The organism is Paenibacillus sp. FSL H8-0537, assembly GCF_038051995.1.
In the GTDB taxonomy this organism is placed as follows: Bacteria; Bacillota; Bacilli; order Paenibacillales; family Paenibacillaceae; genus Pristimantibacillus.
In genome coordinates this window covers 6,701,837-6,721,822 of sequence record NZ_CP150290.1, presented here as the reverse complement: position 1 = coordinate 6,721,822, position 19,986 = coordinate 6,701,837, and the positions used below count along the sequence as shown (strand labels likewise).

Below are 19,986 nucleotides of genomic sequence, written 5' to 3'. Positions count from 1 at the left end.
GACGCTAAAAATGGCGTTCAGTTCGCGGGTACATTTTTTATATTGAATTTATATTAGAAATAAAACAGCCTTAGCCCTCGTTCCTAATCTCAGCAATCAATTCAAAAGAGCGAAGGCGTGCCTGATGCTCATAAGCAGAGCCAGTTATCATCAGCTCATCAGCACCTGTCTTTTCAATAATGTCGGCGATTCTGCGGCGTACCGTTTCCTTGCTTCCGGCTGCGCCGAAGCTGAATTTGCTGCGGACGACAACCTTCTCCTGTTCATTCCACAGCTCATCCATATTCGCAACGGGCGGCTTCAGCTTGCTCGTCTGGCCGCGGATGAGGTTCAGGAACTGCTGCTCCTGCGAGGAGGCGAGGAAGCGTGCTTCTTCATCCGTATCGGCCGCGAGAATGTTTACGCCAATCATGACATGCGGCTGCTCCAGTGCTGCCGAAGGTCGGAAGCTGCTGCGATACAATTGCAAAGCCTGCATTAAATAGTCCGGCGCAAAATGGCTGGCGAAAGCAAACGGCAGGCCGAGCTGCCCTGCCAACTGAGCGCTAAAGCCGCTGGAGCCTAGCAGCCAGATCGGAATATCGAGTCCTTCGCCTGGAAAAGCGCGAACTGCAGGAACACCTTCTTCTATAGAAGGGTTTAGAAAGCTGCGGAGTTCGCCAAGCAGCTCAGGGAAGTCCTGGCCGTTATTGCTATTAAGTCCACGGCGAAGCGCGCGGGCAGTTGCTTGGTCAGAGCCTGGCGCACGCCCAAGTCCTAGATCAATGCGCCTTGGATACATCGAGGCAAGTGTGCCGAATTGCTCGGCTATCATAAGCGGCGCATGGTTGGGCAGCATAATACCACCGGAGCCGACGCGGATCGTATGGGTGCCTTCGGCAACATAACCGATGAGAACGGAGGTAGCAGCGCTGGCAATGCCTTGCATATTGTGATGCTCAGCCAGCCAATAGCGCTGATAGCCCCAACGCTCAGCATGCTGGGCGAGATCGCGTGTATTTTTGAAAGCGTCGGTTGCATTGCCGCCTTCAACAACGGGAGCCAAATCAAGAATGGAAAGAGGAACGGTATGTGAATGGGTCATGATAACAATAACCTCCTGTACAGTAAATTGACTTTTAGGTCATACTCTCCATTATATCATAGTGAACGCCTAGAATAGAGTGGACGGGGTGGAGTGGAAATGGTTTAAATAAATTTGAAGCAAAAGCTTGCATTTTATCTTTAATTGTAGTATCTTAAATTTAAGATAATAAATACAAGGAGGTGAGGGCAATGAAAGAGGCAGACAGCAAGACGAAAGTGTCACCGCAGGAAGCCGAAGACAGCGCCTTGAAGCTCTACATTGCGCTCAACCGGGCCAGCCAATGGATTAACGCCCACGGCGACCGGGACATTCGCAAACATGGCTTGAATCGTACCGAATTCGGCGTACTGGAAATGTTGTATCACAAGGGTGCACAGCCTTTGCAGCAAATTGGCGGCAAGGTGCTGATGAGCAGCGGCAACATTACCTACGTAATAGATAAGCTTGAGAAGAAGCAGCTCGTGCAGCGCAGAGCTTCGGCTGATGATCGCCGGCTCATCTTCGCAGAAATAACGAGCTATGGCACGCAGTTTATTGAGGAAGTATTCCCGGCACATGCAACTATTATTAAAGAAGCGGTTAGCGGCTTGACGTTAGAGGAACAGAAGCTGGCGAGCGTGCTGCTCAAGAAGCTCGGAAGACACGCGCAGGATGCATTTAAGTAGAAGCTGCTTAGTATCCTGTACAGTCACTTATAGTCATCGCTCAGCCCAAATATCTTAATTTAAAGATTCTCAAATCCATGATATAATAGAGGAGTGTTCATAATGACACAACAAACAGCAGGCATTCACCACATTACAGCTTTCGTATCTAGCGCACAAGCAACGGTTACTTTCTACGCGGGCGTACTTGCCCAGAGGCTCGTGAAAAAAACAATCAACTTCGATGCTCCGGAAGTGTATCATCTGTATTTCGGAGACCAAGCCGGCAGCCCAGGCACGATCATGACCTTTTTCCCTTTTGCACACGGTCGTAAAGGTGTGATTGGCGGCGGACAGGTTGGGGTAACCACTTATGTTGTTCCTGCGGGAGCGCTGGATTTTTGGAAAGAGCGTTTGGCAAAATATGAAGTACCATTTACCGAAACAGAGCGGTTCGGCGAGTCGTATGTCCAATTCGTTGATCCTGATGGCTTGCAGCTTGAGCTTGTAGCTCGGGAGGAAGGCCCGCTGAGCGACTGGTCTTATGCGGGAGTACCGACAGACAAAGCCATTAAAGGCTTTGGCGGCGCAATTTTGTACAGCTCTGCTCCGCAAAAAACGTTCCGTTTGCTGGAAGAGGTAATGGGACTGAGCAAAATCGGTGAGGATGCTGGTTATGCGCGTTTCAGATCATCGGCAGATATCGGCAATATCATTGATCTTCCGATTGAGCGGGTCGAGCCTGGCCATGGCGGTTCCGGTACGGTGCATCATATTGCATGGCGTGCGAAAGATGATGCAGAGCATGCACTTTGGAGAAGCCATGTAGAGACAAATGGCTACCACCCTACACCAATAATTGACAGACAATATTTCCATGCGATTTATTTCCGCGAAGAAGGCGGCATATTATTCGAGATTGCGACAGATCCTCCAGGCTTTGCACGTGACGAGGAGCCGGAACATCTCGGTGAAAAATTGATGCTGCCAGAATGGTTTGAACAGCATCGCGAGGACATTGTGCGGCTGCTGCCGCCTATCCAATTACCGTAAGTGAGAGGAGAATGGACAATGAAGCATATTTATCAGCAAGGTACGAATGCAGCGGCGCCAGTTTTGGTGCTGCTGCACGGTACCGGAGGAACGGAAAGAGATTTGCTGCCGCTGGCTGGCCGGATTGATCCTACAGCATCGGTGCTCAGCATAAGAGGAAACGTACTTGAAAATGGGATGTCCCGCTATTTCCGCAGACTCGCCGAAGGTGTGTTTGACGAGGAGGATTTGGTGCTTCGTACGAAGGAGCTACATGATTTTCTGGATCAGGCGGCCGTTGACTATGGCTTTGATCGTGAAAACCTCGTCGCCATCGGTTACTCCAATGGCGCCAACATTGCGGGCAGCCTGATGTTCCATTACAAGGATGCTTTCCGCGGCGCGATTTTGCATCACCCGATGGTTCCGCTTCGCAGCGTCGAGCTTCCCGTTATGACCGGTATTTCCTGCTTCATCGGAGCAGGCCGCAATGACCAGATGTGCCCGCCGCAGGAGACGGAAGAGCTGCAAGCGATGCTGTCCGGCGCAGGTGCTGTGGTTAGCGTACATTGGGAAAACTATGGCCATCAGTTGACGGGCAGCGAGGTTGAAGCAGCGGCAGCTTGGTATGCTGAGGTCATCTGCCCATGATGGTAACCATTGATCCGTCTGAGCGCTCGGCCCGCGACAATTATAAGCTGCTTTCGGGCAGCGTTATACCGCGGCCGATTGCTTTCGTAACGACGCTGTCGTCAGAAGGCGTACTCAATGCTGCGCCATATAGCTACTTCAATATTGTATCGTCCAATCCGCCGCTGTTATCGGTTTCGGTACAGCGGAAGCAGGGCGGACAGCAGAAGGATACCGCCCGCAATGCGATCGAGACAGGCTCATTCGTTGTGCATATTGCCGACCAATCGTATATTGAACAGCTGAACGTAACGGCGGCAAATCTTCCACCGGAGGAAAGCGAGGTCGCAGCAGCAGGACTTACGCCTGTTCCAAGCGTTCGCATTGCCGTGCCTGGTATAGCTGAAGCGAAAATTCGGATGGAATGCGTGCTTGAGAAAGCTATTCCGCTCGGCGGAACAGACGATGCTCCCGCTTGCGATTTGCTGATCGGCAAGGTGGTATTCTATCATCTGGACGAGACGGTTTACGACGAGCGCGGTTGTATTGACTCAGGTCGGCTTGCGCCTATTGCCAGGCTTGCGGGCAGCGATTATGCGGGCCTTGGCGAACGTTTCTCCATTGATCGTCCGACCTCGTAATGGAATACGCAGATATCCATTTGAACTAAAATGGCGAAACGAAAAGAACCTTCGACTACCCCGTATTCGGCGTAGAGCGAAGGTTCTTTTGCTTGTAAAAGTCATAGTGTGCGCTGCGTTTGCTCTATTAAGCTTAAGCTTCTGCTTCCGCCAGCTTAGCAATCTCCACGATGACCTGGACGGCTTTCAGCATATTATCCACCGAAGCATATTCGTAACGGCCATGATAGTTCTCGCCGCCAGTGAACACATTAGGCGTAGGAAGCCCCATATAGGAAAGCTGCGAGCCATCGGTACCGCCGCGAATCGGCTTAATATCCGGCTTGATGCCGAGGTTTTCCATCGCCAGCTTTGCTTGATTAACGATGCCGATAACCGGCTCGATTTTATCCCGCATATTAAAATATTGATCCCGAATGTTCAGCTCTACGCTGGACTCGCCATATTTGAGCTTAAGTCCGCTGACGATGTCCGCAAGCCTCTGCTTGCGGCCAGCAAACCCTTCTTGATCAAAGTCGCGAATAATATAGCGCAGCTCGGACTTCTCCACATCGCCGCTCATTTGAATCAAATGATAAAAGCCTTCATAGCCTTCAGTAAATTCCGGCGCTTCTTCAGCAGGAAGCTGACTGTGCAATTCCATGGCGATTTTCGCCGAATGGACCATTTTGCCCTTAGCCGTGCCGGGATGCACGTTCGTGCCTTTGCAAATAATGTGGGCGGCCGCAGCATTAAAGCTTTCGTATTGCAGCTCGCCAAGCGGTCCGCCATCCATCGTATAGGCATAATCTGCACCGAAGGCAGCAACGTCGAAACGATGCGGCCCGCGGCCGATTTCCTCATCCGGCGTAAAGGCGACGCGGATTTTCCCATGCTTCACTTCAGGATGCTGAATCAAATACACCATCGCTGTCATAATTTCGGCAATGCCCGCTTTGTTGTCGGCGCCCAGCAGCGTCGTACCGTCAGTCGTAATCAGCGTATGCCCCACATATTGGCTCAGCTCAGGCGAAGCGAATGGAGACAATACGATGGACAACGCTTCGTTCAGGACAATATCGCCGCCGTCGTAGTTTTCGACCACTTGCGGCTTTACATTTTCACCGGTGAAATCCAGCGCGGTATCGATATGGGCGAGAAAGCCAATCGTCGGCACCGTTTTGTCCGTATTGGCAGGCAGTGTAGCCATCACATAGCCGTTCTCATCGACGGTTACCTCCTCCATGCCGATCTTCAGCAGTTCTTCCACCAATTGGTCGGCAAGCACCAACTGCCCTGGGGTCGTCGGACAAGTCTCGCTGCGGTCATCGGATTGCGTATTCACTTTAACATAAGAAATAAAGCGCTCCATCAGTTCCTGTTTCATGCTTCCATGCTCCTTTTTCATCTATTTCAAAATATAAGAATTTATAAGTTTACACGTATAAATAGGCTTATATTTCACCCGCGAAACGGAAGCTTTGCCGCCAAAGGACGGCTTCAGCCGTTTACGCTTGTCAGTATGTATCTCTGGGTTTATTTCTATTTTATCACAAGTGCAGCAGCGTTCGCGCGTAGGGCCGTACATGCTATACTTAGGATTATTGAGAAAAGGGCAGGTGCTGTTGGATGGCCATTTATATAGCATTGCTACGTGGCATTAATGTCGGCGGGCATAAAATCATCAAAATGCAGGACTTGCAGCGGATGTTTGAGCAGCTTGGCGTGCAGCAGGTCAAAACGTACATTCAAAGCGGAAATGTGCTGTTCGAGTCGGATGCTCCAGCCGATCAGCTGCGCCAGCAAATTCAGCAGGAGATTATGGCGGTATTCGGATTCGACGTTCCAGTCGTCATACGTACCAACACCGAGCTGGCGGCGATTGTCGCAAGCAGCCCTTTTGATGCAGATCAGCTTCAGGCGGGTGAAAATATTTATGTCGCGCTGCTCGCTGACACGCCTACTGAAGAAGGAAAGCAGCGGCTGCTCGCCTGCAGCAGCGAGGTGGACGACTATCGCCTGCACGATAGCGAAGTGTATATTTATTGCCGTCAAAGCGTGCGCAAGTCGATGTTTTCGAATAATTTATTGGAAAAAAAGCTCGGCGTGTCCGCCACTTCGCGCAACTGGCAGACGATGAACAAGCTGCTTAGCCTCACTGCCAGCATGGAGGAACGACTCAATGGCGAATAGGCTGTCGCCGTCCTCTGGCGGTGCGGTGCGTTTCATTCCGAGATATATAGATAAAGGATAGCGTTATGATATACTTCTTATATTTCAAAAAAAACCGCCAGCCTGGCAGCAAGGGAGCATAAAGCTCCCCTGTCCAAGCTGGCGGTTCGTTGTATGGAATGAAGGATAAGGGCTAAGCGTGCTGTTTCAGCCATTTGGCGATATCGGAAATGACTTCTTTATCGAAGCTGCCTGCATGGTTATATTCCGCCACCGTGCCTTCTCCTTCGCCGCTGTAATCTACGAAAAAGTGGTTAAGGCCCGGGTACAGCTTGAAGGAAGCATTCGATTTCCCTTTGAACAGCTCCTCCCACAGCACATAGTCTTTATCCGCATACACTTGGAAATCGTCCTTGCCCTGCAGAACAAGCACCGGCTTCGTCAATTTTGCGGCATATTCGCTAGTAGGGTGGTTATCCATTTCCTTGAAATAATAGGCGGGAATTGAGAAAATTGTCGTCGCCTGCGCCTGCGCATCGGTCAACGTATCCAAAGTTTGTGCCCTCTTGTATTCGGCTTCTATGAACTGGGTATTCTTCTGCTTGGCTGGGTCTTTATCATCCATAGCAGCGATAACTGCATGATTCTGGTCGTAGACGATTTCCCACAGCGAGCGCGGCGAGCCAGCAAGCAGCACAAGTCCGGCAAAGTCGCCGCCTTCCGCATCGATGCGTGGTGCGAGCATGCCGCCAAGGCTATGACCGACTACATACACCTTTGAGGCATCAATCCGTTTATCAGCCTTGAGCAGCTTGGCCGCAACAATGGCGTCGTCAATGGTTTCTTCCTTTACGGTCATTTTCATAAAAGCTTCTGTCGTCATGCTGCTGCCGTAAACAAATGTGCGTTTATCATAGCGCAGTACGGCAATCCCTTGCTCAGCAAGTCCCCAAGCGATATCACGGAATGGCGTATAGCCGCTTACGGCCTCATCGCGATCGGATGCACCAGAGCCTTGAACCAATACGACCGCTGTCAGCGGGCCAGTGGCATTTTTCGGCAGAGTCAACGTTCCACCCAGCGCATAAGGAGTGCCTTCGCCGACGGTAACCTCTTCCTCAACGATCGTAGCTGGCGCTTCCTTGTCAATAGGCTTTGGCGTAATCCGCATGCCTTCGAGCAGCTTGCTCCGCATGTTGACGTAAAGTGTCAGATTAAAACTGGTTTTCTCAAAAGCAGCGGTAGCCGTAATGATGCTCACCTCGCCAGATACGCCAGATATGGCAATGTCTTCTGAGCGAACGAAGCTGCCCGCTTGTGCCTTGATGCTATCCCAACCTTGTCCGAGTGCTGTTACGGAAACCTGTGCCTTGAGATCACTAGAAAAATAATCATCCGACAGCTTCTGGTAGCTTCCTTTGTTTAGCAGCTCAGTCACGCGCTTGATCCAGCTCTCAGCCTCAAACTGCGCTGTCGTAATGGATATTTGCTGTGTGCCGCTGTCAAAGCTGGCTTGATGCCCGAGTGCCTTATCGAAAAAAGCGAGCGGCACATAAGTACGTCCCTGCTTTTGGACAGATACGGCATCGAATGAGCGTTTCACGCCATTTACAACAGCGGTTCTGCTCCCGGTACGGAAAATGACGGCAAGGTCTTGTCCTTCAAGCACAATTTCGGAGCCTGCTTTCTGATAAGTCACTTTAAAACCAAGCTGCTCGGCTGTGCTGCGGAGCGGGATCATGACTGTGTTCTGATTTTTGTAAGGCTGTGCGCCGGAGGCGGAAACGGCGCTTCCATTAATAAACAGCTTCATGCTTTCTGCGGCGGCCGTCATAGCGGGAAAAGCAGCCATGAGCAGCAGTGAAAATACGATGGTTGATGCCAAATGCTTTTTCAAAATAAATGCAGTCCTCCTTCAAATTGGGCTTGCCTTGTTGCTGGCAAGAAATATAAGGTCATGGAAAAATAAGTGGGTGATGAAGCTGTGACTAAATATGTAAGTGTGATGCGGTGACCGCGTCTTTGTTTAATACGAAATAGACCTATAATTGGTTTCCACATTATGGTGAGGGAAAAGAAGAGGCATATATCGGCATAATCCCGTTGCCTGAGCCAGCAGCCCGCTGCTGCTGGCTGGAATCAATGGTTTTGTGAGGACTAGGAACAAGTATAAGGGGTTATAGACCTATAGACCGATCAGCTTACGCGTAATCGCATCTGCGGCCGCAGCTGGCGGCAGCGTGCCAGGCGCGGTGCCTGCAGACCTTGCAAATATATGGGCCAGTGTATCGCCAATGCGTTCGACCTGACTTTGGGCATAGGAGGCGGAGCTGCCATCCAGCTCGGCTGCGGTTACGATAATGCCTCCAGCATTAATAGCGTAATCGGGAGCATAGAGAATGGCCGCCTGCTCCAGCAGCGCGTCATGACGGGGCTCCGCCAGCTGGTTATTGGCTGCCCCTGCAATGATCTGACACTCAAGCTCGGGAATGGTCAAATCGTTCAAAATGCCCCCAAGTGCGCAAGGGGCAAAAACATCGCAATGCTGCTTATGGATGGCATCGACAGCAATGGGCACAGCCCCGAATTGCGAGGCTGCCAGCTGCATCAGCTTGTTATCCAAATCGGCAACAATGAGCTGTGCGCCTGATTGATGCAGATAGCGGCATAGGGCAAAGCCGACCTTGCCAAGCCCTTGAACAGCAACGGTGCGCTGCTGCAGCTGCTCAGAGCCATATTTTTGCTTAAGTGACGTACGAATTGCGATATATACGCCATAGGCGGTCATTTCCGCCGTGAAATTGCCCGTTGCCCCTAACGAGCCGGTCACATCGGTCACATGGCGCGTTTCATGCAAAATCTCATCCATATCCGCCGGGGTTGTACCCAAATCCATGCCGGTAATATAGCGTCCGTTCAGCCGTTCAATGAAACGTCCGAGTGAGCGGAACAGCTTGCTGCTTTTGTCCATGGCAGGGTTGCCGATAATGACGGCCTTGCCTCCGCCGTATGGAATGCCAGCCAGCGCTGATTTGTATGTCATGCCTCGTGCAAGTCGAAGCGCATCGCTAATGGCCGCCTCCTCTGACGCGTACATCCACATTCGGCAGCCGCCCAGTGCAGGGCCAAGCTTGGTCTGATCAATGGCAATGATCGCTTTGAGTCCGCTCGTCACATCCTCCATCACATCCAGCCGTTCGAAGCCCTCTAAGCTTGCGCTCACGCTATGCCCGTCCATAGATAGCAGCCCCCTTTATGCTGTAGCGCAAAGCCGTTTACGCTCGCTTACTATTGGTGTATTCAACCGCAGCGCAATTTGATACCGCATATGCACGAATCGGGGGAATGCATAGTTTAAAATAGCGTGGCGTGGATATGAAAAAAGCCGCTATCACCCGTTGCCTGGAATGATGAAGCGGCCCCTTTCAAGCAAGCTTTTATATCGTTGATCTCCTAAGCATAAGGAAGGATAGCAGAGCATTTAGCAGGATAAACGGAATGAGCCAAAGGGAGAGGCCAAAGGCGGTATGCTTGTTGAGCCACAACCAAATATCGACCCACCATTGATTTTGAGTGATGATATAGAAGCCGAGGGTGAAGCCAAGTAAAGAAGCGGGAAAGAGTATCAGCAAGCCGTTTTTATTAAACTTGCGGTAGAAGCTGCCGAATACAAATCCCCACAAAAACAAATGCAAAGTGAACAGGAAGAAGGTGAGCAGCTGTACGAGTAAATTTCCGTCAGACAAATAGGGCAGGTGGAAAAAATATAAGCCTGACCACCAGTGGTTCGTAAGCTGACTTTCGATAATAGACATAAGCAGCAGCAGCAGCGCCGAGCCGAAACTAACTAGAAGTGCCATCACGATGGTCCCTGTAAAATAATTGGAGCGGCTAATGCTGAAGCTAATTGCAAATGGAAAGGTCTGTGCGACTACGATTATGCCCAGCACGAACATATAGACCAATAGGGATGCGATTCCGCCTGTATATAAAGTGTCCTCAGAAATCATCATACTTATCAGCCAATTTACAATAAAGCTGGAGCCAAGAATGAACAGAGGGATAAAAACCCAGGAAAATTTATCGCGCTGATGCAGCTTGATTACGCTTAAAGTGCGGTTCATTACAAATCAGCCGCCTTTCGTTCGGTTTTGCCATTCGTCAGATGAATAATCAACTGCTGCAGAGAGACGGAGCCAAACTCCAGTCCCCTCGCCATTGCCTGTTTGCGATCCTCTGCATGCAGCGTGCCATCTACAGTGGCGGAAAGCAAGGCGCCAAAGGGGTCGCGGGAGATAACGGTTTTGCCGACGAGAAACGACTCGACCTCGGCAGCAGAGCCTGCTACAGTGAAGGCGCGACCCCGCAGCAGCTCGGCATCCTCGTTGATCAGTATCGTACCCTTGTCGATGACGATCACATGCTCAAGAAGCTGGCTAACCTCATCAATCAGATGGGAGGAAAGGACGACCGTGCGAGGATACTCGGCATAATCCTCCAGCAAATGGCCATAAAATATATTTCTGGAAACAGCGTCCAGCCCCAAATAAGGCTCATCGAAAATCGTCAGCGGGGCGCGGCTCGCAAGTCCAACAATGATGCCGACGGAGGAATGCATGCCGCGCGACATTTTTTTAATTTTATGCTTCAATGGCAGCTGAAAATCCTGAACCAATGTATTCGCGTAGGTGCGATCCCAGTTTGGAAACAGAGCGGCGGACAGCTCGAGTACATCGAGCAGGCTGTAATTATCGGGGTATTTCTGGCTCTCCTTAATAAAACAAATTTGGCTCAGCACACGGTTATTTTCATAAGGGGCTTCGCCAAAGACGGTCAGCTCGCCACTGGTCGCAAACAACTGGGCCGTCAGCATGTGCATAATCGTCGTTTTTCCGGCGCCGTTGCGTCCGAGCAAGCCATATATCTTATCAGGCTCCAGTATGAAGCTGACCTCGTTAACGGCTTTGGAATTTCCATAAGCCTTCGTAACCTGCTTTAGCTCCGCAATAGGGTTCATGGCTTGGTTCCTCCTCTTCTGATCATATCTGACAGCTGCTCCGCCGTAATGCCCAGCTTCTCTGCCTCATGCATCATCGTCACGACATACTGCTCGAAAAACTGCTCACGACGCTTCTCCATCAATAAGGTTCTTGAACCTGTTGCAACAAACATGCCAATCCCTCGTTTCTTATAAAGAATGCCTTGATCTACTAACTGATTGACGCCCTTCGCTGCTGTGGCGGGGTTGATCTGGTAAAAGGCTGCAAATTGATTTTTCGAAGGCACCTGTGACTCTTCAGGCAGCAGCCCTTGAATGATATCGTCCTCAATGCGTTCGGCAATTTGCATGAAAATCGGTCTGCTATCGTCGATGCTTAAGCTCATATTGTCCACCACCAAACTGGTTAGTTACTCATGTAACCAACTATACATGCAATCAACCGACTCGTCAACAGGCAGCAGCAATGAAAATATAAAAAAAGGATAGAAGAGGCAGCGTTAAATCTGCTCTTCTATCCTTTAGATATCGGTTGTAGCGGCCGACTAAAGCCTGTTAGGTCGGCTGTTGTAAGGCATCTATTTTGCCAAGCAGGTCTCGTACCTGCTTATGAACGGCATGAAATTCCTCAGGCGTAATGTCCAAGCCGCCATAAACGCGCTTCGGAACATCGGCAGCCCGTTTTTTAAGCTCGCGGCCATCATCCGTCAACTGAATAACGAGATTGCGCTCGTCGGCTTTATCGCGAATGCGGGTAATCAGGCTCATACCTTCCAGCTTCTTAAGCAGCGGGGTCAGCGTGCCAGAGTCGAGCAGCAGCCTTGCGCCAAGCTCTTTCATCGTCACCTTGTCCTGTTCCCATAAGGACAGCAGGGTGACATATTGTGTATACGTTAAGCCAAGCTCAGAAAGTACAGGACGGTACAGCTTTGTAATTTCCCGCGAGCAGGCATATAAGGAAAAGCAAACCTGATTATCGAGCTTCATCCATTCATCTTCATTCATACTTGTTGTCTCTCCCTCCGAATCAAGGTTATGCGAAGTAATCAATTGTGTGCAATTAATTAAGTTATTGTAGCATTGCATGCGGAACCTGTCAAAAGAAGACGCAGTATGCATAGCAGCTTATTTCAGCAAGCTGATTTGACAATTGAAATTAAATTGTATAAAATTAAATTTATCAAAATCAATCGCTATAATTTCAGCCTGATCGCTGTTTTTAAAAAATTCAAGGAGGTTATTACTATGTCCATTTATGACATCGAAGTGAAGAAGATTACAGGTGCGCAGGAGACGCTGGCACCTTATAAAGGCAAAGTAATGCTGATCGTAAATACAGCTACCAAGTGCGGCTTTGCACCACAATTCAAAGGCTTGCAGCAATTGCAGGATACGTATGGCGAGCAAGGGCTTGCGGTTCTAGGCTTTCCAAGCGGACAGTTTATGAATCAGGAGCTGGAGGGCGATGCGGAAATTGCGCAGGCTTGCGAGCTTAACCACGGGGTATCTTTTCCGCTGTTTGGCAAAATCGATGTAAACGGCAATGGCGCGCACCCGCTGTACCAGCACCTGACGAATGAGGCTCGCGGGGTGCTGGGCTCGAAGGCAATCAAGTGGAATTTTACGAAGTTTCTAGTAGATCGGGACGGCAAAGTGGTCAAACGGTTTGGGCCGAATGATAAGCCGGAGGATCTTGTAGAAGATATTAAAAAGCTACTCGGCTAAGCCAACCCGGCATCGGAAGTAGGTGCCGCTGACCGCCTCAAGATAGGTGAAGTCGGCGGTATCGCCAACGGTAATTTGCAGCCCGCCTTCGGGCAAATAGTCTTGCTCGGTGCGATAAACGCCAGAATATGGCCCATCCGGCAAATAAGTTGGGCATACGAGCGTCCAATTAAACGGCTCTGCAGATGCTTGAAGCAGGCGAAGTACAGCATGATGCTCCTCGGCAGCTCGAGAGGACCGGCGTTTCGATTCGCTTGATTGATAGCGAAGCAGCCCGGGCTCGCTGCGGCTCTCCAAGATGCCGGCCGTTCCAACCGTCACTAAACGATGGATTCCTTGCTGCTCCATGACGGCAAGAAGCAGCGGAAAGCAGGCAGAGAGTGTATCCCCGCCGTCCGTTCCTAGCGCGCTAATGACAACGCTGCTGCTTGCTACAGCTTGCTTGAGCACAGCTTCTTCGCGGGCATCCCCGACGATGGCTGTCAATTGCGGATGAGAAAGCTCAAGCTTGTCTGCCGAGCGAACCAAGGCATGGACGCGATGTCCATCCGCAAGGGCGCGCAGCATGACTTCCCGCCCGACGCGGCCTGTAGCGCCTAATATCGTAATTTGCATGTGATTTCCCTCATTTGCTAAAAATATGAACGGCATTGCGTCCCATATGCTTGGATTGGTACAACGCCTTATCGGCTTCGCGAATCATCTCGTCCAGTTCAGCAAGCTCCGCCGCTGTTATGCCAGCTGCGCCAAAGCTTGCAGACAAAGAAACGGAACCGGCTTGTGTCAGCAGCGGACTGTCTGTAATTGCCCGGCGCAGCTTCTCGGCCAGCTCCCCTGCTTCAGCGGGTGCAGCAGCCGGAAGGCAAATAATAAATTCTTCACCACCGTAACGTCCAAATAGATCGCTATCGCTAAGCTGTTCTTGACAGACCGCTACGACATGACAGAGGGCTAAATCGCCAATGTCATGGCCGAAGCGGTCATTTATCGTTTTGAAATGGTCAATATCGAATAAAATGAGCGCAAACGGCTGTTGGTCCTGCAGCGCTTTGTTAAGCAGCAGTCTTGCTTGCTCTAAAAAATAGGTCCGATTGTATATGCCAGTCAGTCCATCTATTGTAGCCATATGCTTCAGCTTCTCCTGAAGAATAGCCTTCTCGGTAATATCCATCAGTACAATCGTTCTCCCGATCAGCTCGCCTTTGCGGCTGTGGACAGGGGATGAGCGCACGAGATAGAACGACGGCACGCTCGTATGCAGCTGAATCCAGCGCACTTCCCGCTCATGATGCTTGAATTCGTCATCATAATGAATGAAATCAGCGGCTTGACCCGTATGGAACAGCCATATGTCCTCGAAAGGCGTCCCAATCACAGTAGGCTTCAGCGATGCGATCATCTGCGATGCAGATCGATTATAATCTACAATTCGCCCGTCCATATCCAGTACAATAACGCCGTCGCGCATGCTTTCGAAAATACGTTCTCGGGCAATTGGCGCGGCCTTCAAAATGTTTGACGTCAAAATCGCCCAAATGTTCAAAATCGAAGTGATAAACATGAGCGGTGGCACGATGTCCATGCCGTAAGGCGTCAGATCAAGCAAATACATGAAGGAGGCGGTCATGGGAATGAAAATGCCGGCTGCCATCATTAAAAGCTGCTTGCGGTAAATCATCTTGGCGTGATTCCATTGACGGAGCAGCAGGTACGCGCTTACGACCAGACAGCCGAACGTAAAGCTCCCATTAATAATATACCATTCCCCAAAGACGATATCGGCTACAATGACCGATTCATTGGGACGCAGAAAAATAGAACGGTAAAACATATGATGCCATTCATTCGTTACGACCAGCAACAAAGTAATAAAGGGAATCGTAAAGAGCCAGATCAGGTTTTTACGGGTTACAAAGCGATCCATTCCAGTAAAGTACAGAATGAGCACTAGCGTAGCGGGGGAGATGAAAGGCAGTCCCAAATATTCAATGCCAATCCAGAAGCGAATTTCGGCTAATGAATCGCTTGCCAATTCAAAGGCAAAGCCGAAGGTGTAGATAGCTGAGCAAACCGAGGTCCAGATATAGGCTCTCATTCCGGCAAAGCTGGACTTTATCATATATCCGTAAATGGCAAGCAAGGCGCTGAGTACGCTGGAAATCGTTACAATAACAATATAATTGGAGATAGTCATATTCATCAGTTGTATGGCTCCAGTGGGTTAGTAATTAGGTGTTGCTGTAATGAAGCGCTCTCAGGATGCTAAATGATCTACATAGAATGGTATCACATTTTTTGCCTTTAAGGATACGCGATTTGAATGGTAATGTTACGCATAAACCGCTTTCATCCTTCTTCGGCAGCAAAAGGCCGATAAAACCCGCTTTAGTTCGTGCATTTGCCAGGCAAGTATGCTAAGATACCTTGAGTTTCTCAGAAATATAGAAAAGTATATGATTTTTTCAGCCTTTCTCTATATTTCTCGGAATGAAACGTGCCGTGCCGCCAAGGCGACGACAGCCGTTTACACTTGAAATATAGGAAAGTATATGATTATTCTATCCTTTCTCTATATTTCTACGCGAAACGATAGCTTTGCCGCCAGAGGATGGCGACAGCCGTTTACGCTTGGGATTATGAGCTGGAGAAGGTGACATCTTGGGATTTAAGCTGGGGGTTAAGCGGGATCGGGACAATAGTCTCTTTTTTTTGACTTGGCCAATATTTTTGGAATTATTTTTGTTTATGATGATGGGAACGGCGGATACATTCATGCTTAGCAAGCTATCCGACAATGCTGTTTCCGGCGTAGGTGCATCCAATCAATATTTGCACATTATGCTGCTTGTTATGGAGGTAATCGGCAACGGGGCATCGATTGTCGTCGCGCAATATATTGGCTCGCGGAAGCTGGTCGAGGCTGCGCAGCTGTCGGCGCTGGCGATTTCGCTTAATCTTTTGGCGGGCTTGCTGATGAGCTTATCTTGTTTGTTGTTCGGCAATGTCATCCTGCAGGGCTTGCATCTGCAAGGGGAAGTGTTGGCCTATGCGCAAAGCTATTTGCGAATTGTAGGCGGCTTTATTTTTTTACAGGCAATCATTAATTCACTTTCTGCAATTATTCGGGTATACGGCTTCACGAAGGAAGCCATGCTGGTATCATTGGGAATGAATATTATACATTTAGTCGGCAACTATGTGCTGATCTTTGGCAAGTTCGGCTTTCCCGAGCTTGGTGTTGAAGGTGCGGCCATTTCGACGGTTGTCAGCCGCCTGCTGGCGATGCTGGTGTTTTTCTGGCTGATGAATCGGGTTATGGTATTTAAGGTGAAGCTGCAGTATTTTTTCAAGATGTCGAAGGAATTTATTCGCAAAATATTAAAGATCGGTGTTCCATCGGCTTTTGAACAGGTCATGTACCAGAGCTGCCAGATGATCTTTCTGTATTATGTGACGTTTCTCGGTGAAGCGTCCTTGTCGGCTCGGCAATACGCCTCGAATATATCGGTGCTGATCTATTTATTCGCGATGGCGGTCGGCATGGGAACAGCGATTATGGTAGGCCGCTACGTTGGCGGCGGGCGCAGCGACGCTGCATACAAGCAGGTATTGGCAAGCGTGCTGTGGGCCAGCGGAGCGACGATGGTTATGCTTGTGTTCGTGCTGCTGTTCCGCGAGCAGCTAATGGGCCTGTTCACGGATGATGTTGACATTATACGGCTTGGAGCAAATGTCCTGCTGTACAGCATTGTGCTGGAGACGGGGCGAACGATCAATATTATATTGGTCAATTCGCTGCGGGCTTCCGGGGATGCGAAGTTTCCGCTCTGGATAGGGATGGTTACGATGGTCGGCATAAGCGTGCCGCTCGGTTATTATCTTGTTTTTCATCTGAACATGGGACTGGCGGGCATTTGGCTGGCTATTGCGACGGATGAGTGGTTGCGCGCGGTCATTATGTATTTCCGGTGGAAGAGCCGGAAGTGGGAACGGCATGCGCTGGTGAAACCGGACTTTGTAGAGCATACAGCCTCGCATTAAAGGAAGGATGGGCCTTGCAAGCGGACAGACGCTTGCCGTTCATCCGGTAATAAAGTGCTGAGGCTGCGAAGCTAGGGAGGCTGGCTACGTATGGATTACGCTAACAATGATGGTCAGGATATTGCGAGCATTTGCTTGCTGGCGGGTAAAATTATTTTGCAAAATGGCGGTGAAACGTACCGGGTTGAGGATACGATGGTACGGATCGCCGAGGCTTACGGCGTGGCGAATGCTTACAGCTATGTGACGCCGACGGGCATTATTTTTGCGCTGGATGGTGCTGCGCAGTCGACGCGGCTCGTTCGGATTTCGGAACGCTCGACGAATTTGAAGAAGGTGACGCTCGTCAATGATATTTCCAGGCGCATTTGCCAAGGAAGCTTGCAGCGTCATGAGGCTTATAAGCAATTACAGGATATTGAACAGGCGAAGGAAGATTATCCGGCTTGGCTTAAGGTGCTGGTTGCCGCTATTGCAAGCGGCTGCTTCCTGATTATGTTCCGCGGCAGCTGGAACGACTTTCTTCCGGTGGCGCTTGCGAGCGGCATCGGCTTTTTGTGCTTGCTGACGCTGCACCGCATAATGCCGATTACTTTTTTCGCGAGCTTCTTGTCGGCGGTCATTAGCGGTTCGCTCGCTGTACTAATGGTATGGCTCGGCTTCGGGCATAATTTGGATAAAATCATTATCGGCTCGATTATGCCGCTCGTGCCCGGCCTTCACATTACGAATGCGGTAAGGGACTTGATGGCGGGGCATCTCGTCTCGGGCTTGTCCAAGGGCGCTGAGGCCTTTCTTATCGCTTTTGCCATCGGTGCTGGCATTGCTTTCGTGTTGTCCGTATTTCCGTAGCCTTAAAAGGAGGGAGAAACGATGGTTGTACAGCTGCTTGAACAGCTTGCCGTCAGCTTCGTGGCCTGCGCTGCGTTCAGCCTTATCTTCGGTGTGCAGAAGCATCGCTTGGTACAGTGCGGATTGGTCGGCGCATCGGGATGGCTTACCTATACCGTGTGCAGCGCGTTTGAAATGAGGACGATTCCGGCAACGCTGCTGGCCGTCTGCGTGGTGACCATTATTAGCCAAATAATGGCGAAGCATTATCGTACGCCAATCATTGTATTCAGCGCGGCGGGCATTATTCCCCTTGTGCCGGGCAAAATCGCCTTTGATGCGATGCGCCATATTGTGCAGGAGGAATATGTCGTAGCTGTCGAGCTTGCCATGCAGGCTTTCATGATTTCAGGTTCTATCGCCATCGGGCTCGTCTTCTCCGAGGTCATTTATATTATATTTCGCAGAACGCCGCGATCATCATGACAAAAATTTGACGTACAGTGGGACGGTGACAGTTTGAAAATCGGCAACGCGAGTTGCGAACAGCTTCTTCAGCTTGATCGATCTTCCTTTTTCGGTGGTCAGACTCAATAGAAGTAAGGGATAAATGTTTTTGTTTTTTTACGGTAACGTTCAAAATCATCGCCATACTTCTCAGCAAGGTGCTTATCCAGCATCGGAATATTGTATAACGCGAAGAAACAGTATAACCATAGTGGCACGAGCAATGCCCAAGCGTTCCATGCGACAAGGGCCATCGCAAGCACCCATATTACATCGCCAAAATAGTTAATATGGATAGAATAGCGGAAGTAGCCGCCTGTGTACAGTTTTCCTTTATTCTCAGGATTTTTTTTCCATTGATGTCGAAGCCATTCGGCATGCGAATTAAAGAGTGAACCTATGACGAAGACGATGGCAAATACTATGTCCCACCCGTTCAAAGGCTTGTTATGGGTCAAGCTGAGAAGCGGAATAACGATATAATACAATGAAAAAGCCGTCGGAACACTGAACGCCTCCTGCCATGGCATGGGTCTTCTTAAAAGAAAAAACATCGTAAATTTCATCCGAACAAAAACGATTAAAATAAGGATGAATAGAAGCAAATTCCGTCCTGAATTCCCATTTGTTAAGTTCCAATGAAATAGAGCATTTAAAGCCTCCGCACCATTTAAAAAAAGCAGCCAGCCGGCAATTGCCAAAATGATTGACTCTAGTGTGAATAAGGTAAGGCGAGGATACCAATAGCCTGTGTTTTGATTGTAAAGAGTCTTCATGTTACGCCCTCTCCTAATTTTGAATTTTATTCGCTTTATATTTCAAAAATAATCATAACTTATCTTTACCTGATTCGCTATATAATTTTGAAATTTGACATCGTTATTTTCAAAATTAAAGTTTGATAGTGGGGGCGTTAACTATTGAATGGATTTGAGAGACGAACGGAACAGAAGAAACAGCTTATTTTAGCCATAACGAAAGAGAAGCTGAACCTAAACAGCTTTCACACAGCAACGATTAAAGAAATAGCCAAGGAAGCAAAAGTATCTCAAGTATCCATTTACAATTATTTCGGGAGCAAGGATGAGCTGTTATTTGAAGCTATTGGCGAAATGATGGAGGAACAGTTGGAGAGATATGAGCATTTATTAGAAGACCAGATGCCTTACCCAAAGCTCATGTATATGGTAATGACGGAGGAAATGAAATTTGTTAAGGTCATTAAAGACTGTATGAAGCAATCTGCTGATAGGGTTGCGATGCAGGAGAAAGTGGAGCGGTTTCTGGAGATGAAGTTCATTCCGTTTCTGCTGAAGCTTATTCAGCGTGGGATGGAAGAGCACTATATGGCAACGGGGCTGCGGGAAGACGAACTGCTTTTTTATTTCAACATGTACCAGAAAGCGATGAACCAATTCCACGAGACGGGCATTTCCGATCATGCTGTTATTTCAGAAGAACGCTTTATTCAATTTTTCTTCAAAGGTCTTATGGGCGATATGCGTTATATTGGTCAACCAACACAAAGCTAAAAGTGGACTTAACGAGTGCCTTGCGATACCTTCTTCGTTCCAGAATGATTATCTTTTAGAAGAATCGTTGGCCACTGTGATGACGGGACAGCCGCATACAGATCGAAGGCACATCTCCTGGAACATGCCCCCATTTTATGCGTATTTCTATAGTTTGAAAAAACTC

Annotated in this window: 21 protein-coding genes; 10 read left to right on the top strand and 11 right to left on the bottom strand. The window is 49.3% G+C overall.

The window, feature by feature from the left end:
- Positions 1–70: 70 nt before the first annotated feature.
- On the bottom strand, positions 71–1,084 hold the full coding sequence (locus MHB80_RS28480) for an LLM class flavin-dependent oxidoreductase (protein WP_341280075.1): 1,014 nt from the start codon (positions 1,082–1,084) through the stop codon (positions 71–73).
- A 191-nt stretch (positions 1,085–1,275) separates the two neighbouring features.
- Here MHB80_RS28480 and MHB80_RS28475 point away from each other — a divergent pair, with 191 nt between their 5' ends.
- The 4 genes from MHB80_RS28475 to MHB80_RS28460 all read left to right on the top strand — a co-directional run bounded on the left by MHB80_RS28475 (position 1,276) and on the right by MHB80_RS28460 (position 4,034).
- Complete coding sequence (locus MHB80_RS28475) at positions 1,276–1,752, top strand: MarR family transcriptional regulator (protein ID WP_341280074.1); 477 nt, start codon at positions 1,276–1,278, stop codon at positions 1,750–1,752.
- A gap of 102 nt (positions 1,753–1,854) precedes the next feature.
- Entirely contained in the window at positions 1,855–2,784 is a 930-nt protein-coding gene (locus tag MHB80_RS28470) for a ring-cleaving dioxygenase (RefSeq protein WP_341280073.1), read from the top strand.
- 18 nt (positions 2,785–2,802) lie between these two features.
- Positions 2,803–3,414 (top strand): alpha/beta hydrolase, encoded by a 612-nt coding sequence (locus MHB80_RS28465; protein ID WP_341280072.1) that lies wholly within the window; start codon positions 2,803–2,805, stop codon positions 3,412–3,414.
- Complete coding sequence (locus MHB80_RS28460) at positions 3,414–4,034, top strand: flavin reductase family protein (RefSeq protein ID WP_341283106.1); 621 nt, start codon at positions 3,414–3,416, stop codon at positions 4,032–4,034. Before MHB80_RS28465 ends, MHB80_RS28460 begins: the two co-directional genes overlap by 1 nt.
- 133 nt (positions 4,035–4,167) lie before the next feature.
- On the opposite strand, the gene pepT is transcribed toward MHB80_RS28460, so the two are convergent.
- Positions 4,168–5,400, bottom strand: a complete 1,233-nt coding sequence (pepT, locus tag MHB80_RS28455; protein ID WP_341280071.1) for a peptidase T — start codon at positions 5,398–5,400, stop codon at positions 4,168–4,170.
- A gap of 242 nt (positions 5,401–5,642) precedes the next feature.
- On the opposite strand from pepT, the gene MHB80_RS28450 reads away from it, so the two are divergent.
- Positions 5,643–6,206 (top strand): DUF1697 domain-containing protein, encoded by a 564-nt coding sequence (locus tag MHB80_RS28450; RefSeq protein ID WP_341280070.1) that lies wholly within the window; start codon positions 5,643–5,645, stop codon positions 6,204–6,206.
- 172 nt (positions 6,207–6,378) lie between these two features.
- Here MHB80_RS28450 and MHB80_RS28445 read toward each other — a convergent pair whose 3' ends face one another.
- The 6 genes from MHB80_RS28445 to MHB80_RS28420 form a co-directional block, all read right to left on the bottom strand.
- A complete protein-coding gene (locus MHB80_RS28445) occupies positions 6,379–8,082 on the bottom strand; it encodes an alpha/beta fold hydrolase (protein WP_341280069.1) in 1,704 nt (567 codons plus the stop codon).
- A gap of 288 nt (positions 8,083–8,370) precedes the next feature.
- Complete coding sequence (locus MHB80_RS28440; protein ID WP_341280068.1) at positions 8,371–9,423, bottom strand: Glu/Leu/Phe/Val dehydrogenase dimerization domain-containing protein; 1,053 nt, start codon at positions 9,421–9,423, stop codon at positions 8,371–8,373.
- A gap of 199 nt (positions 9,424–9,622) precedes the next feature.
- Complete coding sequence (locus tag MHB80_RS28435) at positions 9,623–10,309, bottom strand: hypothetical protein (protein WP_341280067.1); 687 nt, start codon at positions 10,307–10,309, stop codon at positions 9,623–9,625.
- The gene (locus tag MHB80_RS28430) at positions 10,309–11,202 is read right to left on the bottom strand and encodes an ABC transporter ATP-binding protein (RefSeq protein ID WP_341280066.1); all 894 of its coding nucleotides are present in this window, start codon (positions 11,200–11,202) and stop codon (positions 10,309–10,311) included. Before MHB80_RS28430 ends, MHB80_RS28435 begins: the two co-directional genes overlap by 1 nt.
- On the bottom strand, positions 11,199–11,570 hold the full coding sequence (locus MHB80_RS28425) for a GntR family transcriptional regulator (protein ID WP_341280065.1): 372 nt from the start codon (positions 11,568–11,570) through the stop codon (positions 11,199–11,201). Before MHB80_RS28425 ends, MHB80_RS28430 begins: the two co-directional genes overlap by 4 nt.
- A gap of 169 nt (positions 11,571–11,739) precedes the next feature.
- Positions 11,740–12,189 (bottom strand): MarR family transcriptional regulator, encoded by a 450-nt coding sequence (locus tag MHB80_RS28420; protein WP_341280064.1) that lies wholly within the window; start codon positions 12,187–12,189, stop codon positions 11,740–11,742.
- 240 nt (positions 12,190–12,429) lie between these two features.
- Here MHB80_RS28420 and MHB80_RS28415 point away from each other — a divergent pair, with 240 nt between their 5' ends.
- Positions 12,430–12,909, top strand: coding sequence for a glutathione peroxidase (locus tag MHB80_RS28415; RefSeq protein ID WP_341280063.1), 480 nt, complete (start codon positions 12,430–12,432; stop codon positions 12,907–12,909).
- Here MHB80_RS28415 and MHB80_RS28410 read toward each other — a convergent pair.
- A complete protein-coding gene (locus tag MHB80_RS28410; protein WP_341280062.1) occupies positions 12,898–13,524 on the bottom strand; it encodes an NAD(P)H-binding protein in 627 nt (208 codons plus the stop codon). The two genes, MHB80_RS28415 and MHB80_RS28410, sit on opposite strands and share 12 nt — an antisense overlap.
- A 10-nt stretch (positions 13,525–13,534) precedes the next feature.
- Complete coding sequence (locus MHB80_RS28405; protein WP_341280061.1) at positions 13,535–15,109, bottom strand: histidine kinase N-terminal 7TM domain-containing protein; 1,575 nt, start codon at positions 15,107–15,109, stop codon at positions 13,535–13,537.
- A gap of 458 nt (positions 15,110–15,567) precedes the next feature.
- Between MHB80_RS28405 and MHB80_RS28400 the strand changes: the two genes are divergently transcribed.
- The 3 genes from MHB80_RS28400 (at position 15,568) to MHB80_RS28390 (ending at position 18,267) form a co-directional block, all read left to right on the top strand.
- A complete protein-coding gene (locus tag MHB80_RS28400) occupies positions 15,568–16,950 on the top strand; it encodes an MATE family efflux transporter (protein WP_341280060.1) in 1,383 nt (460 codons plus the stop codon).
- A gap of 90 nt (positions 16,951–17,040) precedes the next feature.
- Positions 17,041–17,802, top strand: a complete 762-nt coding sequence (locus MHB80_RS28395) for a threonine/serine exporter family protein (protein WP_341280059.1) — start codon at positions 17,041–17,043, stop codon at positions 17,800–17,802.
- A gap of 21 nt (positions 17,803–17,823) precedes the next feature.
- On the top strand, positions 17,824–18,267 hold the full coding sequence (locus tag MHB80_RS28390; protein ID WP_341280058.1) for a threonine/serine exporter family protein: 444 nt from the start codon (positions 17,824–17,826) through the stop codon (positions 18,265–18,267).
- 104 nt (positions 18,268–18,371) lie between these two features.
- On the opposite strand, the gene MHB80_RS28385 is transcribed toward MHB80_RS28390, so the two are convergent.
- Positions 18,372–19,064 carry a DUF1295 domain-containing protein gene (locus MHB80_RS28385; protein WP_341280057.1) on the bottom strand — a complete coding sequence of 231 codons (693 nt, stop codon included), beginning with the start codon at positions 19,062–19,064 and terminating at the stop codon, positions 18,372–18,374.
- Positions 19,065–19,208: 144 nt separating this feature from the next.
- Here MHB80_RS28385 and MHB80_RS28380 point away from each other — a divergent pair, with 144 nt between their 5' ends.
- Entirely contained in the window at positions 19,209–19,820 is a 612-nt protein-coding gene (locus tag MHB80_RS28380; protein ID WP_341280056.1) for a TetR/AcrR family transcriptional regulator, read from the top strand.
- Positions 19,821–19,986 lie beyond the last annotated feature (166 nt).